This is a genomic window from Acinetobacter sp. CE-15, assembly GCF_051059255.1.
Taxonomy (GTDB): Bacteria; Pseudomonadota; Gammaproteobacteria; order Pseudomonadales; family Moraxellaceae; genus Acinetobacter; species Acinetobacter guillouiae.
This window is the reverse complement of record NZ_CP192737.1, coordinates 718115-734994: the sequence shown is the minus strand read 5'-3', so window position 1 is coordinate 734994 and position 16880 is coordinate 718115. Positions and strand designations below refer to the sequence as shown.

Sequence of the window (16880 nt, the reverse complement as noted above, 5' to 3'; positions counted from 1 at the left end):
TTCTCCTTCTTCGATCTTGGTGTTAGTTTCTAAAATTAAAATGTAGCGTGTTTGATTAGGATGTGAAGTTTAGGTGAAGAATCATCACGATTGGAACTTTATGATCGGACATTTCCCATAAAACTGACTGCCGCAAATAGCCAAATAAACAATACGAAACTGCGACCCTGATTAAAATGATTCAAATCCGTACCATGTAGAATGTTATGCCGTGTCATACTCACCGTTGAACTACTATCCATCTTATAAGCAGCCAACTCTAAAAAATAATGATTCAATTCATTGGCAATTTTAGCTTTATGCCACAAACTTTTAATCTCATGACCTTTTAACCCAGGAACGATTTTATAGACATCAATAAACTTAGTGTCCTGTTGTTTTAAATAACCATTTTGAACTAAAACAGCCGTTAACAAACCTTCCAATTGAGCATAAAGCAATGGAATACATCCCGCATACAACTCTAATTGATAGAGTTTAAAGCTTTGTTCTAACACAGCTTGGTATTGTGGCTTCTGCTCACCCAGCGCTAATTGATCAAAAGCTTTAAACATCTCAGACTGAAAAAACGCACTGTTGATCACATCTAAAAGATTAAACTGAGCAATATCTTCAGCTTCATGTATCAATTGCCAAAAATGCAATAGATTGAGAGCATCATTGGCAATTTTAGCCCCTACAGGCTGATCCAATTGATTGGCTAAAACTTCAAAATAAGGCTCTTCTTGAGCAAACCCATTGAGTGTTTCAATAAGATACTGATGTTCATTTTCAGAAATATCTGCAAAATAGCGTTCAGCTTGTTTCAGAATATTTTTTTCAATCAGATTTTTACTATTTTGATTTTGTGGAATACGGGTTACAGGCTGGTCATCATCAAAATATTCATCATCAATCATAGATTTATTGCTCTTGGGAAATACACGAATACACCATTCTATAATAATGAATTGGCAGATATAAGAATATGCATAAAAATCTACATTTGAAAAGAATTCACCTATTCTGTTGTGCATCTTCATAGCAATTACGCTAAAATCAATGCCCTTGCATTAACTTTGAGAAAGAGAGTTATATCCGTGCGAAATATTTTAGTCACTAACGCCCTTCCATACGCAAATGGTCCTATTCATATGGGTCACCTACTCGGCTACATCCAAGCAGATATCTGGGTTCGTGCCATGCGTGCAATGGGTCATGACGTGACTTATGTCTGCGCGGATGATGCACACGGTACAGCAATCATGCTCCGTGCAGAAGCAAATGGGATTAGTCCAGAAGCGCAAATTGCCAATGTGCAAAAAGAGCATATCCGTGATTTTGATGGCTTTGGCGTACATTTCGATCACTATGATTCAACCAATAGCGATGAAAATAAAGCCCGTTCTGAGGAAATCTATATTAAAAACCGTGAGGCAGGCAATATTGCGATTCGTCCTGTTACTCAGTTGTTTGATCCTGAAAAAAGCATGTTCTTGTCAGACCGTTTCATTAAAGGGACTTGTCCAAAATGTAAAGCGGAAGATCAGTATGGCGACTCATGCGAAGTATGTGGTACGACCTATAATGCAACAGAGTTATTAAATCCACGCTCAACATTAAGTGGTGCGACACCTGTTGAAAAATCATCAGATCATTATTTCTTTAAACTCCCAAACTTTGCCGAATACTTGCAAAAATGGACGCGTGACGAAGGTCGTTTACCTGTTTCGATCGCAAATAAGTTAGATGAATGGTTTGAAAATGGTCTAAACGATTGGGATATCTCTCGTGATGCACCTTATTTCGGCTTTGAAATTCCAGATGCACCAAATAAATATTTCTATGTTTGGGTTGATGCTCCGATTGGCTATATGTCAAGTTTTGAAAATTACATCAAAACGAAACGCCCAGAATTAAGCTTTGACGACTACTGGAAAAAAGATTCTAAAAATGAGGTCTACCACTTCATTGGTAAAGACATTGTATATTTCCATGCGTTGTTCTGGCCTGCAATGTTAGAAGGTGCAAATTACCGCACCCCTACAGGCCTATTCGTAAATGGTTTCTTGACTGTAAATGGTCAAAAAATGTCAAAATCGCGTGGCACATTTATTAAAGCTGAAACCTATCTGCAGCACTTAAATCCTGAATATTTACGTTATTACTTTGCTTCTAAACTCTCTGATAAGGTTGAAGATTCTGATTTGAATCTTGATGACTTTGTACAAAAAGTAAATTCAGATTTAGTAGGAAAAGTTGTGAATATTGCCAGTCGTTGTGCAAAATTCATTAACAGCAATTTTAACAATAGCTTGTCTGCAACATGTGCTGAACCTGAGCTGGTTCAAAGTTTCATTGATGCGGGTGCTTCGATTGCTCAATCTTATGAAGCGCGTGAGTTTTCAACCGCTATACGTGAAATCATGGCACTTGCTGATCGTGCAAATCAGTATATTGATGAGAAAAAACCATGGGCTTTGGCAAAACAAGAAGGTCAGGAACAACAAGTTCATGATGTCTGTTCTGTTGGAATCAACCTATTCCACCAATTGGCAGTTTACTTAGCACCTGTACTACCAACTTTAGCAACACAAGTTCAAGACTTCTTAAAACTTGAAAGTTTTGATTTTGCTTCAGGAAAAACGGTTCTAGTTGCGCATGAAATTGCTCAATTCCAGCCATTGATGCAACGTGTTGATCCAAAAGCAGTTGCTGCAATGGTCGATGCATCAAAAGAATCTTTAGCGGCTGCAACACCAGCAAAAGCAGAAAAGAAAACTGAAAAAGCCAAAGAGAAAAAGCCTGAAGCCAAAGTGGGTGAAGCAGAAATCATTACGATCGATGACTTTATCAAAATCGACTTGCGTGTTGCTGAAGTCTTAGAAGCAGCAGCAGTAGAAGGTTCTGATAAACTGCTTCAATTGACTCTAAATGTCGGCGAAGCTGAACCACGTAATGTATTCAGTGGGATCCGTGAGTTCTACAAACCTGAAGACTTAACTGGCAAATTGGTGGTTATGGTTGCAAACCTTGCGCCGCGTAAAATGCGTTTTGGTATTTCAAATGGTATGGTGCTTGCTGCTGGGAATGGTGATGGTGTTTGGGTGATTTCACCTGAATCTGGTGCGAAACCAGGTGATAAAGTTTCTTAATTATTGATTATCTCATCCTAGAAGATCATAAATCACTAAAAGGCTTCTTCGGAAGTCTTTTTTTATGCTAATGTTTTACTACATTCACATTATAAAAATGAAAAAAAGGGGCTCGCCTCAATATGGATATATCAAAGAATAACCAAGGAAAAATATCTGCATTTATCCTCTGTGGTCCATTCATTGGTACATTTATTATCACTATCACATTTCACAGCGGATTATTTTTTTATGATCCAATGCGGTTTTTAAAAGGACTCATTACACCATCTATTATATTTCCAATGATCGCTGCATTCATCTTGATTACTCCAATTGGTTATCTCCTAGGATGCATTCCAGCCATTATTACCAATCTCTTATTTAAGCACTTTTTTGCAAGTAAATTAGCGTTAGCCTCTTGGCGTTATAGTTTAATCTATGGGTGTCTTTTAGGCTTTATGCTAGCCCCTTTTATTCTTATCATTGCTATAGTCACGCCTTCTCCTTTATTGACTTTTCTTTATCTCCAGTTTGTCCTTATACTACCAACAACACTAATTTGTACTTTTATTGAATGGAAAAGAGCCAGAAATCGTCAGGATATCAATGAATGACCTCACATAGCTGATTCGATCATTGTGTATATTAATAAAAAATTCGCTTACAAAAGTAGATTGTTTTTCATATATAAAAAGCGCCGTGATGAACCAATCCATGTTAAAAAATAATTCGTTAAATTAATTCTGATCAACTCCAATGAAAAAAACTGCCCTATCATTATCAGTACTTTTATTCGGCTTATTCCCTCTTACATCACAAGCAGAAATCACCAAAACATTACCGATCATTGAACAACAAGCGCAAGTAGCAGGGTTTTACCAACATCAGTTGGGCAATACACAAATTACCGCCTTGCTAGATGGCACCAACTTTATGTCTCCCACACTATTTAAAGATATTTCACAGGATAAGGTTCAAGAAATTTTAAAGAAATATCATGCAGATCAAGCCAAAGGTGTACAAACATCGGTGAATGCATTTTTAGTTAACACAGGTAAATCACTGGTTTTGGTGGATAGCGGTACTGCAGATTGTTTCGGTGCGCATCTAGGCTCTGTATTAAAAAATCTCAAAGCTTCAGGTCATCAACCTGAACAAGTCAATACGATTTTACTGACACATTTACATCCTGATCATTCCTGTGGTGTCAGTAAAAATGGCATAGCAAACTACCCAAATGCCACCATCTATGTCTCTGAAGATGAAGCAAATTATTGGCTAAATCCGAAACAAGCTGAAAAAATAGCGCAAGATAAACGTGCCAATTACTTAGCAACTGTCGAAAAGATCAAAGCCGCCCTTGCACCCTATCAAGTTAAAAAACAGTTTAAAACATTTAAACTGGGTGACAACATCAGCGGATTTGAAGTGATCAGTACTGCTGGTCATACCCCAGGGCATTTTAGTTATAAACTAAAAACAACGGGTGAAGATATTGTTTTTATTGGAGATATTGTCCACTCTCATACAGTACAATTCGATAAACCAGAAACAGCAATAGAATATGATATTGACCCGAAAACAGCTGTTCAAACCCGATTAAAGCAGTTTGCTGATTATGCAAAACATGGGCAAACCATCGCAGCACCTCATTTACCATTCCCAGGCATTGGACATATTTACTCAGCAAATGGGAAGAGCTATCAATGGATTCCTGTTCATTTTAAAGATTAATGATTTTATTGTTTAAGTAGAATCTTTCTAATGATTTTTAAAAGCTCCTGCTAAGGCTAGAGCTTTTATATTTCCTTTCGCAGTTTTCTTTTCATTAAGCCTATAAACACCACCCATAAAAAAACACCCCGCTCTCGTTAGAGATCGGGGTGTTTTAGATTTAAAAGCTGGCGATGACTTACTCTCACATGGGTAACCCCACACTACCATCAGCGCTAAGAGGTTTCACTTCTGAGTTCGGGAAGGGATCAGGTGGTTCACTCTTGCTATTGTCGCCAGCAAACTGTTATGGACTTGTTCGGGTCTTATTTAAATGCCTTACTTCGTACCAAATGAGTTTAACAGAACATTTGAGTTGAATAGTTTAACTAGCTTTACAACTAAATCAAGTATGTTTGATCTTTTATGAATCAAATGATGCTTCGTATACAACTGCTTGGGTGTTGTATAGTCAAGCCTCACGAGCAATTAGTATTGGTCAGCTTCATGCGTCACCGCACTTCCACATCCAACCTATCAACGTCGTAGTCTTCAACGGCTCTTTAGAGGACATAAAGTCCTAGGGAAATCTTATCTTGAGGTAGGCTTCCCGCTTAGATGCTTTCAGCGGTTATCCCTTCCGAACATAGCTACCCGGCGATGCGACTGGCGTCACAACCGGTACACCAGAGGTTCGTCCACTCTGGTCCTCTCGTACTAGGAGCAGATCCTCTCAAATTTCCAACGCCCACGGTAGATAGGGACCGAACTGTCTCACGACGTTCTAAACCCAGCTCGCGTACCTCTTTAAATGGCGAACAGCCATACCCTTGGGACCTGCTTCAGCCCCAGGATGAGATGAGCCGACATCGAGGTGCCAAACACCGCCGTCGATATGAACTCTTGGGCGGTATCAGCCTGTTATCCCCAGAGTACCTTTTATCCGTTGAGCGATGGCCCTTCCATACAGAACCACCGGATCACTAAGACCTACTTTCGTACCTGCTCGACTTGTGGGTCTCGCAGTTAAGCGCGCTTTTGCCTTTATACTCTACGCGTGATTTCCGACCACGCTGAGCGCACCTTCGTACTCCTCCGTTACTCTTTAGGAGGAGACCGCCCCAGTCAAACTACCCACCAGACATGGTCCTCGTCCCGGATAACGGGACAGAGTTAGAACCTCAATATTACCAGGGTGGTATTTCAAGGATGGCTCCATAGCAACTGGCGTCACTACTTCAAAGCCTCCCACCTATCCTACACAAGTAAGATCAAAGTTCAATGTCAAGCTGCAGTAAAGGTTCACGGGGTCTTTCCGTCTAGCCGCGGGTACACCGCATCTTCACGGCGATTTCGATTTCACTGAGCCTCTGCTGGAGACAGCGCCCCCATCATTATGCCATTCGTGCAGGTCGGAACTTACCCGACAAGGAATTTCGCTACCTTAGGACCGTTATAGTTACGGCCGCCGTTTACTGGGGCTTCGATCAAGAGCTTCGCTTACGCTAACCCCATCAATTAACCTTCCAGCACCGGGCAGGCATCACACCCTATACGTCCACTTTCGTGTTTGCAGAGTGCTATGTTTTTAATAAACAGTTGCAGGGGCCTGGTTTCTGTGGCTGCCAATAGCTCAAGGAGCAAGTCCTATCACCGTCAGCAGCGTACCTTCTCCCGAAGTTACGGTACCATTTTGCCTAGTTCCTTCAGCAGAGTTCTCTCAAGCGCTTTGGTCTACTCGACCTGACCACCTGTGTCGGTTTAGGGTACGATTCCTGTGTAACTGAAGCTTAGAGACTTTTCCTGGAAGCATAGTATCAGCCACTTCGCTAGTAAACTAGCTTGCTATCAGCTCTCAGCATAGAGCACCCCGGATTTGCCTAAGATGCATGCCTACTGCCTTTCACCTGGACAACCAACGCCAGGCTGACTTAACTTTCTCCGTCCTCTCATCGCATTACACAGAAGTATTGGAATATTAACCAATTTCCCATCGACTACGCCTCTCGGCCTCGCCTTAGGGGTCGACTCACCCAGCCCCGATTAACGTTGGACTGGAACCCTTGGTCTTTCAGCGAACGGGTTTTTCACCCGTTTTGTCGTTACTCACGTCAGCATTCGCACTTCTGATACCTCCAGCATACTTCTCAATACACCTTCATCGGCTTACAGAACGCTCCCCTACCACGTATACATAGTATACATCCGCAGCTTCGGCATATAGTTTTAGCCCCGTTACATCTTCCGCGCAGGCCGACTCGACTAGTGAGCTATTACGCTTTCTTTAAAGGGTGGCTGCTTCTAAGCCAACCTCCTAGCTGTCTATGCCTTCCCACATCGTTTCCCACTTAACTATAATTTGGGGGCCTTAGCTGGCGGTCTGGATTGTTTTCCTCTTGACTACGGACGTTAGCACCCGCAGTCTGTCTCCCGGATAGTACTCATAGGTATTCGGAGTTTGCATCGGTTTGGTAAGTCGGGATGACCCCCTAGCCGAAACAGTGCTCTACCCCCTATGGTATTCGTCCGAGGCGCTACCTAAATAGCTTTCGGGGAGAACCAGCTATCACCGAGTTTGATTAGCCTTTCACCCCTATCCACAAGTCATCCCCTGGCTTTTCAACGACAGTGGGTTCGGTCCTCCAGTTAGTGTTACCCAACCTTCAACCTGCTCATGGATAGATCACCCGGTTTCGGGTCTATACCCAGCAACTAAACGCCCTATTAAGACTCGATTTCTCTACGGCTCCCCTATGCGGTTAACCTTGCTACTGAATATAAGTCGCTGACCCATTATACAAAAGGTACGCAGTCACCGAACAAGTCGGCTCCCACTGCTTGTATGCATGCGGTTTCAGGATCTATTTCACTCCCCTCACAGGGGTTCTTTTCGCCTTTCCCTCACGGTACTGGTTCACTATCGGTCAGTCAGGAGTATTTAGCCTTGGAGGATGGTCCCCCCATATTCAGACAAGGTTTCACGTGCCTCGCCCTACTCGTCATCATTATATGTGCCCTTTCGTGTACGGGACTATCACCCTCTACGGTAGCACTTCCCAGAGCTTTCCGCTAAAACACATATAACTTAATGGGCTGATCCCCGTTCGCTCGCCGCTACTGAGGGAATCTCAATTGATTTCTTTTCCTAAGGGTACTGAGATGTTTCACTTCCCCTCGTTCGCCTCGCATGACTATGTATTCATCATGCGATACCTACCTTATGGTAAGTGGGTTTCCCCATTCAGAAATCTCCGGATCACAGGATATTTGCCGCCTCCCCGAAGCTTATCGCAGGCTATTACGTCTTTCATCGCCTCTGACTGCCAAGGCATCCACCACATGCACTTAATTACTTGACTATACAACCCCAAACAGTCGTTAATCCCTACAAGGAGGATCAACAATGTGAACTTAATCACTTCTATTTGTTGCCTGTGAATTTAATCACCATACAGCTTCAATTTAATTCATATACCAAAACGCTTGATTCAGTTTTATCGCTAGTGCTCATTTCATTCAACATTAACAATTACTTGCTAACATCAACTAAAACGAGTTTAAACAATTATTTCAACTCAAATATATTCTGTTAATGATTCACTACCGCCTCGTCAGCAAGTAGTTAACTGTGATAAATCACAGAACTTAATAAGCTATCGGCTTACTAAGTTCTGTAATCACTTAGTCTTTAATTAGTGGTGGAGACTAACGGAGTCGAACCGTTGACCTCCTGCGTGCAAAGCAGGCGCTCTACCAACTAAGCTAAGTCCCCAGCTTAAGATCTTAATATATCTGCTCTTCTGTGTTCAGTAGACTTGGTGGGTCTGACAAGACTTGAACTTGTGACCCCACGCTTATCAAGCGTGTGCTCTAACCAACTGAGCTACAGACCCTCAGATACATCAATGAAGAACAACTTGTTGTGGATTCTTACCAATCGTCAATCTTTCGTTAAGGAGGTGATCCAGCCGCAGGTTCCCCTACGGCTACCTTGTTACGACTTCACCCCAGTCATCGGCCACACCGTGGTAAGCGTCCTCCTTACGGTTAGACTACCTACTTCTGGTGCAACAAACTCCCATGGTGTGACGGGCGGTGTGTACAAGGCCCGGGAACGTATTCACCGCGGCATTCTGATCCGCGATTACTAGCGATTCCGACTTCATGGAGTCGAGTTGCAGACTCCAATCCGGACTACGATCGGCTTTTTGAGATTAGCATCCTATCGCTAGGTAGCAACCCTTTGTACCGACCATTGTAGCACGTGTGTAGCCCTGGTCGTAAGGGCCATGATGACTTGACGTCGTCCCCGCCTTCCTCCAGTTTGTCACTGGCAGTATCCTTAAAGTTCCCACCCGAAGTGCTGGCAAATAAGGAAAAGGGTTGCGCTCGTTGCGGGACTTAACCCAACATCTCACGACACGAGCTGACGACAGCCATGCAGCACCTGTATGTAAGTTCCCGAAGGCACCAATCCATCTCTGGAAAGTTCTTACTATGTCAAGACCAGGTAAGGTTCTTCGCGTTGCATCGAATTAAACCACATGCTCCACCGCTTGTGCGGGCCCCCGTCAATTCATTTGAGTTTTAGTCTTGCGACCGTACTCCCCAGGCGGTCTACTTATCGCGTTAGCTGCGCCACTAAAGCCTCAAAGGCCCCAACGGCTAGTAGACATCGTTTACGGCATGGACTACCAGGGTATCTAATCCTGTTTGCTCCCCATGCTTTCGTACCTCAGCGTCAGTATTAGGCCAGATGGCTGCCTTCGCCATCGGTATTCCTCCAGATCTCTACGCATTTCACCGCTACACCTGGAATTCTACCATCCTCTCCCATACTCTAGCTTCCCAGTATCGAATGCAATTCCCAAGTTAAGCTCGGGGATTTCACATCCGACTTAAAAAGCCGCCTACGCACGCTTTACGCCCAGTAAATCCGATTAACGCTCGCACCCTCTGTATTACCGCGGCTGCTGGCACAGAGTTAGCCGGTGCTTATTCTGCGAGTAACGTCCACTCACTGTAGGTATTAACTACAGGAGCCTCCTCCTCGCTTAAAGTGCTTTACAACCATAAGGCCTTCTTCACACACGCGGCATGGCTGGATCAGGGTTCCCCCCATTGTCCAATATTCCCCACTGCTGCCTCCCGTAGGAGTCTGGGCCGTGTCTCAGTCCCAGTGTGGCGGATCATCCTCTCAGACCCGCTACAGATCGTCGCCTTGGTAGGCCTTTACCCCACCAACTAGCTAATCCGACTTAGGCTCATCTATTAACGCAAGGTCACAAGTGATCCCCTGCTTTCCCCCGTAGGGCGTATGCGGTATTAGCATCCCTTTCGAGATGTTGTCCCCCATTAATAGGCAGATTCCTAAGTATTACTCACCCGTCCGCCGCTAGGTCAATCACCGAAGCAATCTCCCCCGCTCGACTTGCATGTGTTAAGCCTGCCGCCAGCGTTCAATCTGAGCCATGATCAAACTCTTCAGTTAAAAATCATTAGTGACTTAAGGTCACAATTCTGGCTCATCAATGTACTGACAAATTCTCTCAAATAAACTTCGAGTAATTTAAACCAATCAATCAATGATAATATTTCGATCAATCAATCAGTAAAAATCCACACAAGTTGTTCTTCATATTCTCTTAATGATCTTCTCAATGCTTCGTCAGCATCAAGCTAGGTCGGCTATACTACTCTCTATCTCTAAAAAGTCAATCAATAATGTTAATTATTTTTTCTAACAAACCCAACCCTAACATCATCTTAAAATCTCAATTCGAAATCTTAACAACTTAATCAAGTGCCTGATTTATCAGAAGTTTTATTTAACATCACCGCCGATGGATGTGCATTCTACAGCATTCCCAATCCAACACAACCCCTTTTTTTAAACTTTTTTATCAACTGGACATTTTTTCGACCAAAATAGCAAAAAAAGTCCATTTTTAGCTATTTTTTGCACCATTTTTTCTCATACTAATAAAGCAGAACATGTTTTTATTTAAATTTTAAGCTATTTATATTTGTTTTTTTTCTTTAAACTATTTGAAATAATTTTATCATTTAATAAATTAAGTCGAATATGGCCCGTTTTATAAATAGAAGAAGCTTCTGTTTAGGAATTTTGCTCTTTTGCTGCAACTATTCCTCAGCCAATTCGTCACATAATATTTTCATGATGACATTGTCGATATTAAGTTATGCAAAATGGAACACTCCGAATCCAGAATTATGCGTCGTTGATAATGCATCTTATGCAAACCAATTTTCTGCTTATATCAAATCAAATAAGTCTCCTTTTAATATAAGTGCGATACATTCCGCCGATCTAAAAAATCGTCATTGTGATGCGGTATTTTTTTCCAATACTTCAGCACAAACCGAACAGGCCCTTATTGGGAAATCATTAAATTCATCTATTTTATCGTTTAGCTCAAGTAATTCTGAATGTGAAATTGGCAGCGTTTTTTGCTTATCCACCAACAAAACAGGAAATACTATTTTTAAAGTGAATCTTGATAGTTTAGCTCAGTCTAAAATACATGTTGACCCACGTGTTTTATTACTGGCAAAGAATTCGGATTAAAATAATGATGAATAAATTTTTTAAATCGAGTTCTCTACAAACATTGTTTCGTAAATCTCAATTTACGACCTTTGCAATCACTTTATTTATTAGTACGTCTACTTTTGTCACGATTTCAGTATTTACCGTTGAATCTTATGCGAAACAAAACCTATTATTAATCAGTCGAACCGTGTCTGAACGTGTTCAACCTGCGCTGGTGTTCTCAGATAGAATCGCGATTTCGCAGATTATCAATGAATACACCTTTCAACATTCAGTACGCCTGATTGAGGTTTATGATAATCAAGGTCATAAAGTTGCTGAAAGCCTAAAAAATGTTGAACACTATTCATATATTCAAAACTTTTTTGATCATATCTTTTTAAAAGATTCCATCAAGTTAAACGTCCAACATCAAGGAAAGCTGGTTGGTCAAGTTGTTCTATATGGAAGTTCCAATGAAATTTTAATGTTTATTTTTAAAATTTTTACTGGCTTAGCGTTTGGCATGCTCTTTATGGTTTTTGCTGTATGGTGGTCAGTAAACTTAACCTATCGCCATATTATGGGTTCTTTTTTACCAATTATACAAATTGCACAACTCTTAAGAAATCAAAAGGCGTATAACTTAAGGTTTCCAAAAAGTGATGTAAAAGAATTTCAAGACTTAAACAGTGTGTTCAACCAACTCTTAGATGAAATTCAATCTTGGCATACCCATCTTCAAAATGAGAATAGTGAACTTTCTTATCAAGTTCAACATGATCATTTAACCGAATTACCTAATCGTAATTATTTTTATCAAGTGTTATGTAATTTATATGAAGACACCAATCAACGTGAAAATTTAGCTTTATTATTTATTGATAATAATAATTTTAAAGCTATTAATGATCAATATGGACATTTGGTCGGTGATGAAGTTTTAAAAGAAATGGCTTCACGATTAAGACGCCATATTCGCCAAGATGATTTTGTCGCGCGTCTTGCAGGAGATGAGTTTGCAATTATTTTACGTTCCATTTCTAAAATTGAACACCTCATCTCTATTGCGGAAAATCTGATTAAATGTTGTGACGATCCTTTAATCTATAAAGGACAATCGATTTCTTTTAGCTTTAGTATCGGTATTGCTATCTCTAGCCAGGCCTCAAGCCCAGAAGACTTAATTTCTCAAGCAGATCAAGCCATGTACAAAGCAAAATCTTTACAGCATCATTGGTTTATTTACCATTCATAATATTAGGGGGTTTTTATGACTTTAAAAAACGTACAACTTTCTATTCTTGCAATACTCTGCCTAGCACTTACAGGTTGTATGAATCTAGGTGGGTTGAGCTATAAACAAGCTCGTGTACTTAAGAAAGAAGGTTTTGTATTAACGGATGAAGGTTGGAGTCTAGGTCTACCAGAACGTTTATTGTTTGGTTTTAATGAATCGAATATTAATACCGAACGTCAAACTGAATTGGTTCGTTTAGCCACGCAATTAAATAAATATCATCTCGATAAGCTTAAAATTGTAGGTCATACCGATAATATCGGAAATCCTGAATACAATTTAAAATTATCCAAAGAACGTGCTCAAAATGTTTCAAATATATTCATTGAGCAAAAATTTAATCCACAAAATATCCAAGTGATTGGAAAAGGGGCTGACCAGCCACTTAAATCAAATGATTCAGAAGAGAATAAAGCTGAAAACCGTCGTGTTGCGGTGATTATTATTCCTTGATAATCTTCTCTTTATTAAAAAAGATCTCTACGGAGATCTTTTTTTAGATCTATAGAATTTGACGCTTCGTTGACAAACACAAATTTCAGGCATAAAAAAACCGCCTTTAAGCGGATAATTTATATTTAAGCTAATGCTTAAATGGTCGGAGCAGTAGGATTCGAACCTACGACCCCCTGGTCCCAAACCAGGTGCACTACCAGGCTGTGCTATGCTCCGAATTTACAACTAACTTAAGGAATTGGGGTGAATGATGGGGCTCGAACCCACGACAACCGGAATCACAATCCGGGGCTCTACCAACTGAGCTACATCCACCGTCACATTAAGTTTTAGGATCTATAGTATCAAGCAACATATGGTGCGCCTGACAGGATTCGAACCTGTGACCATCCGCTTAGAAGGCGGATGCTCTATCCAACTGAGCTACAGGCGCATGACCAATGATACTAATATCACAGATTAACTTGCCTTGAAGAATTGGTCGGAGCAGTAGGATTCGAACCTACGACCCCCTGGTCCCAAACCAGGTGCACTACCAGGCTGTGCTATGCTCCGTTCATCTCAGCTTTTGTGTATCGCACATCGTGCGGTACGGTGTGCATTCTAGGCGTGACGCCACAAGACGTCAACACCTATCTTGAAAAAAAGTAAAAAAAACACGTCAAATGTATATTAATCAAACATTTCAGATGTTTTTTATACAATTTCTATCGTTTTAATTGAGCACTAAAGTTCAACATACGATCTAAAGGTAATTTAGCACGTTCAGCCAAAGCAGCATCTACGAATATTTCTTGATCGGCCTTTTGCAAAACTGCCAAAATACCATCTAATTCATTCATTGCCATCCACGGGCAATGCGCACAAGAACGACAAGTTGCACCCTCACCTGCTGTAGGTGCTTCAATCAAGGTCTTATGCGGCACAGCTTGTTGCATTTTATAGAAAATGCCACGGTCTGTAGCCACAATTAAAGTGTCTTGTGGTAATGTTTGGGCTGCTTTGATCAGTTGTGAGGTACTTCCCACCGCATCCGCAATATCAATCACGGATTCTGGTGACTCAGGATGCACCAATACAGCTGCATTCGGATACAGCGCTTTCATCTTTTCAATACCACGGGCACGAAACTCTTCATGCACGATACAAGCACCATCCCAAAGCAACATATCAGCACCGGTTTTCTTTTGAATATAACGGCCTAAATGTTGATCTGGTGCCCAAATAATTTTCTCGCCCAAACTGTCTAAGTGTTCAATGATCTCTACAGCACAACTTGAAGTCACCACCCAATCTGCACGTGCTTTAACTGCTGCTGAGGTATTGGCATAGACCACAACAGTATGCTCAGGATGCGCATCACAAAATGCGGTAAATTCATCTACAGGACAACCGAGATCAAGCGAACAGGTTGCTTCCAAAGTTGGCATAAGGACTGTTTTTTCAGGAGAAAGAATTTTTGAGGTTTCTCCCATAAATTTAACCCCAGCGACCACCAGAGTAGATGCCTCATGATCACGTCCAAAACGTGCCATTTCTAAAGAATCAGAAACACAACCACCTGTCGCTTCCGCAAGTTCTTGTACATCTGGATCACAATAATAATGTGCCACCAAAACAGCATTGTTCTTTTGCAACTCAGCTTTAATTTGCGCAAACTTCTGCTGTTTTACCGCTGGACTCAGACTATTGTCCTTAGGTTCACCTAAACGATCTAAATGCGCTTGCACAACCGATTTTGCTTCGTTGGCAATTAAATTATTCGCATCATTCATAAGAGGTCTTCTCTTTCCTTGTCGCTGGCATCATGCTAGCGTTTATACACTTGTGAATTGATTGTACGGTTTAGCGCACATAAATTCACCACGAAAAATGTTTTGTTATAAAAAAGCCTCACGAATGAGGCTCCTTAAAAAATCAGTAGTTAAGAACGATAGTCCGCATTAATTTTCACATAATCATAGGATAGGTCACAGGTGTAGACCGTATCTTTGGCCTGTCCTCGACCAAGGTTTACATGAATGGTCATTTCTGTCTGTGACATTACCCGTGCACCAGCTTCTTCGGTATAATCTTCAGCAGCACCACCATCTTTACAAATTTGCACGTCGTCTAACCAGACTTGAATTTTTTCAACATCCAAATCTTTCACACCAGCATAACCAATCGCAGCAAGGATACGCCCCCAGTTTGGATCAGACGCAAAAATTGCCGTTTTAACCAATGGTGAATGAGCAATGCTATAAGCAATATCGCAGCATTCTTGTGTGTCGTTTCCACCGTCAACCGTGATAGTAATGAATTTGGTCGCCCCTTCCCCATCACGAATAATCAGTTGCGCCAAACGCTTCATCACACGCGATAAAACATCCAAAACCACACTATAACGTGCATCATCTTCACTGCTAATTTCTACACCACCAGCCATTCCGGTTGCAGCAAAGATGCATGAATCATTGGTAGAAGTATCACTATCCACAGTAATCCGATTAAATGATTGGTCTGCGCTAATTTTTAACATTTTTTGCACAAGATTTCGTGCAATTGGCGCATCGGTTGCAACAAAACTCAGCATGGTCGCCATATTGGGGCGAATCATGCCTGCACCTTTAGAAATCCCAGTCATTGTATACGTTATACCATCAAGCTCGAACTGTTCTGAGGCGCCTTTTGGTGTGGTATCCGTGGTCATGATCCCAGTCGCAGCGTCCGGCCATGAAGCGTCATTCAAACTATTTAGTGCAGGCTGTAAACCTTGCGTTAAACGCTCAATCGGCAGTTGTTCGCCAATAACCCCTGTAGAGAATGGCAATACCTCAAATTCTTCTACCTGCGCTAACTCAGCAAGCTTTAAACAGGTCAATTGTGCATTTTGCATACCCAATTTTCCTGTACCTGCATTAGCATTCCCAGTATTGATGACCAAATAGCGTGGATTAGCTTGTGCTAAATGCGCTTTCGACACATGAACTGGCGCTGCGCAAAATGCATTTTGGGTAAATACACCTGCAACATTGGTACCTTGTGCAAATTCAAAAATAACTAAATCTCGTCGATTTGGATAACGGACATACGCCTCAGCAGAGCCAATTTTTACACCTTGTACCACATGCATATGCGGCATAGACACGTCACCAACAGCCATTTTCAAATGTCCACATGAATTAGAATGAAAACACAGCTTATTAGAATTCTCTATAAAAATCGAGCTTATTAAAATGCTTATTTATTTTTACTATAAGAAAAGCTTATTCATTTGAATATAAAATAAAAAAGCCAGTAAATATACTGGCTTTCATTACATCAGCAACGTATTACTGTTGAACAGCAGTCGTGGTATCCGCAGCCAATAATGCTTGCTTTACTTTTTCTTGACTAGATACTGACAATGCTGGATTTGAAGCAACAACGCGATTAACCGTAGCAGGTGTTACCGCTGCAATCGCCGCAGTTTTTAAAATAATTGGGCGTCCGCCTGTATTACCTAAAGTATAACGAATACCAGTACGTGGACTGATTACAGTCGTGGTTTCATTTTTTACTTCTGCTTGGGCTGTCACTGCGCCTGTAGCAGCTTGTACTTTTTCCACTGTCGTCGTTTGTGGTGCCGTATCTGCAAATGCCAATGCTGGAACTGCTAAAGTTGCAACAAATAAAGGTTTTAATAATTTTTTCATTATCTTCCCAAAGATCTTTTCCAATTGAGCAACTTAATACCACTTAATCACATTTCCTGCAATAA

10 protein-coding genes, 6 tRNA genes and 3 rRNA genes are annotated in these 16880 nt (G+C 41.3%); 6 read left to right on the top strand and 13 right to left on the bottom strand.

Going from position 1 to position 16880, the window contains the following annotated elements; translation table 11 throughout:
• Positions 1 to 98: 98 nt before the first annotated feature.
• Positions 99 to 899 (bottom strand): hypothetical protein, encoded by an 801-nt coding sequence (locus ACQ7EO_RS03485; protein ID WP_434278887.1) that lies wholly within the window; start codon positions 897 to 899, stop codon positions 99 to 101.
• A 180-nt stretch (positions 900 to 1079) separates the two neighbouring features.
• On the opposite strand from ACQ7EO_RS03485, the gene metG reads away from it, so the two are divergent.
• The 3 genes from metG (at position 1080) to ACQ7EO_RS03470 (ending at position 4850) form a co-directional block, all read left to right on the top strand.
• Entirely contained in the window at positions 1080 to 3134 is a 2055-nt protein-coding gene (gene metG / locus ACQ7EO_RS03480) for a methionine--tRNA ligase (RefSeq protein WP_434278886.1), read from the top strand.
• 122 nt (positions 3135 to 3256) lie between these two features.
• Entirely contained in the window at positions 3257 to 3730 is a 474-nt protein-coding gene (locus ACQ7EO_RS03475; protein ID WP_434278885.1) for a hypothetical protein, read from the top strand.
• Positions 3731 to 3872: 142 nt separating this feature from the next.
• On the top strand, positions 3873 to 4850 hold the full coding sequence (locus ACQ7EO_RS03470; protein ID WP_434278884.1) for an MBL fold metallo-hydrolase: 978 nt from the start codon (positions 3873 to 3875) through the stop codon (positions 4848 to 4850).
• Between the two features lie 165 nt (positions 4851 to 5015).
• Here ACQ7EO_RS03470 and rrf read toward each other — a convergent pair.
• The 5 genes from rrf to ACQ7EO_RS03445 form a co-directional block, all read right to left on the bottom strand.
• A 5S ribosomal RNA gene (rrf, locus tag ACQ7EO_RS03465) occupies positions 5016 to 5130 on the bottom strand.
• Between the two features lie 167 nt (positions 5131 to 5297).
• Positions 5298 to 8188, bottom strand: a 23S ribosomal RNA gene (locus ACQ7EO_RS03460).
• 337 nt (positions 8189 to 8525) lie between these two features.
• A tRNA-Ala gene (locus ACQ7EO_RS03455) sits at positions 8526 to 8601 on the bottom strand.
• Between the two features lie 44 nt (positions 8602 to 8645).
• Positions 8646 to 8722, bottom strand: a tRNA-Ile gene (locus ACQ7EO_RS03450).
• A 59-nt stretch (positions 8723 to 8781) separates the two neighbouring features.
• Positions 8782 to 10320 (bottom strand): 16S ribosomal RNA (locus ACQ7EO_RS03445).
• The 16S, 23S and 5S rRNA genes sit together here with 2 tRNA genes alongside, the layout of an rRNA operon.
• Positions 10321 to 10914: 594 nt before the next feature.
• Between ACQ7EO_RS03445 and ACQ7EO_RS03440 the strand changes: the two genes are divergently transcribed.
• The 3 genes from ACQ7EO_RS03440 to ACQ7EO_RS03430 are packed head-to-tail and all read left to right on the top strand — an operon-like array spanning position 10915 to position 13135.
• Entirely contained in the window at positions 10915 to 11418 is a 504-nt protein-coding gene (locus tag ACQ7EO_RS03440; protein WP_004817733.1) for a YfiR family protein, read from the top strand.
• 4 nt (positions 11419 to 11422) lie between these two features.
• Positions 11423 to 12640: a sensor domain-containing diguanylate cyclase gene (locus ACQ7EO_RS03435; RefSeq protein ID WP_004723846.1), complete on the top strand. Its 1218-nt coding sequence runs from the start codon at positions 11423 to 11425 to the stop codon at positions 12638 to 12640.
• A gap of 15 nt (positions 12641 to 12655) precedes the next feature.
• Complete coding sequence (locus ACQ7EO_RS03430) at positions 12656 to 13135, top strand: OmpA family protein (RefSeq protein ID WP_004723848.1); 480 nt, start codon at positions 12656 to 12658, stop codon at positions 13133 to 13135.
• 142 nt (positions 13136 to 13277) lie between these two features.
• Here the strand turns inward: ACQ7EO_RS03430 and ACQ7EO_RS03425 are convergent.
• From ACQ7EO_RS03425 to ACQ7EO_RS03395, 7 genes are all read right to left on the bottom strand, one after another.
• A tRNA-Pro gene (locus ACQ7EO_RS03425) sits at positions 13278 to 13354 on the bottom strand.
• A 23-nt stretch (positions 13355 to 13377) separates the two neighbouring features.
• A tRNA-His gene (locus ACQ7EO_RS03420) sits at positions 13378 to 13453 on the bottom strand.
• Positions 13454 to 13494: 41 nt separating this feature from the next.
• Positions 13495 to 13571: transfer RNA gene (locus ACQ7EO_RS03415), tRNA-Arg, on the bottom strand.
• Between the two features lie 45 nt (positions 13572 to 13616).
• Positions 13617 to 13693, bottom strand: a tRNA-Pro gene (locus ACQ7EO_RS03410).
• Between the two features lie 152 nt (positions 13694 to 13845).
• Positions 13846 to 14913, bottom strand: coding sequence for a quinolinate synthase NadA (gene nadA / locus ACQ7EO_RS03405; protein ID WP_004817734.1), 1068 nt, complete (start codon positions 14911 to 14913; stop codon positions 13846 to 13848).
• A gap of 149 nt (positions 14914 to 15062) precedes the next feature.
• Positions 15063 to 16283, bottom strand: a complete 1221-nt coding sequence (gene argJ / locus ACQ7EO_RS03400) for a bifunctional glutamate N-acetyltransferase/amino-acid acetyltransferase ArgJ (RefSeq protein WP_434278883.1) — start codon at positions 16281 to 16283, stop codon at positions 15063 to 15065.
• Between the two features lie 169 nt (positions 16284 to 16452).
• Positions 16453 to 16815: a hypothetical protein gene (locus ACQ7EO_RS03395; protein ID WP_004817737.1), complete on the bottom strand. Its 363-nt coding sequence runs from the start codon at positions 16813 to 16815 to the stop codon at positions 16453 to 16455.
• Positions 16816 to 16880: the final 65 nt, after the last annotated feature.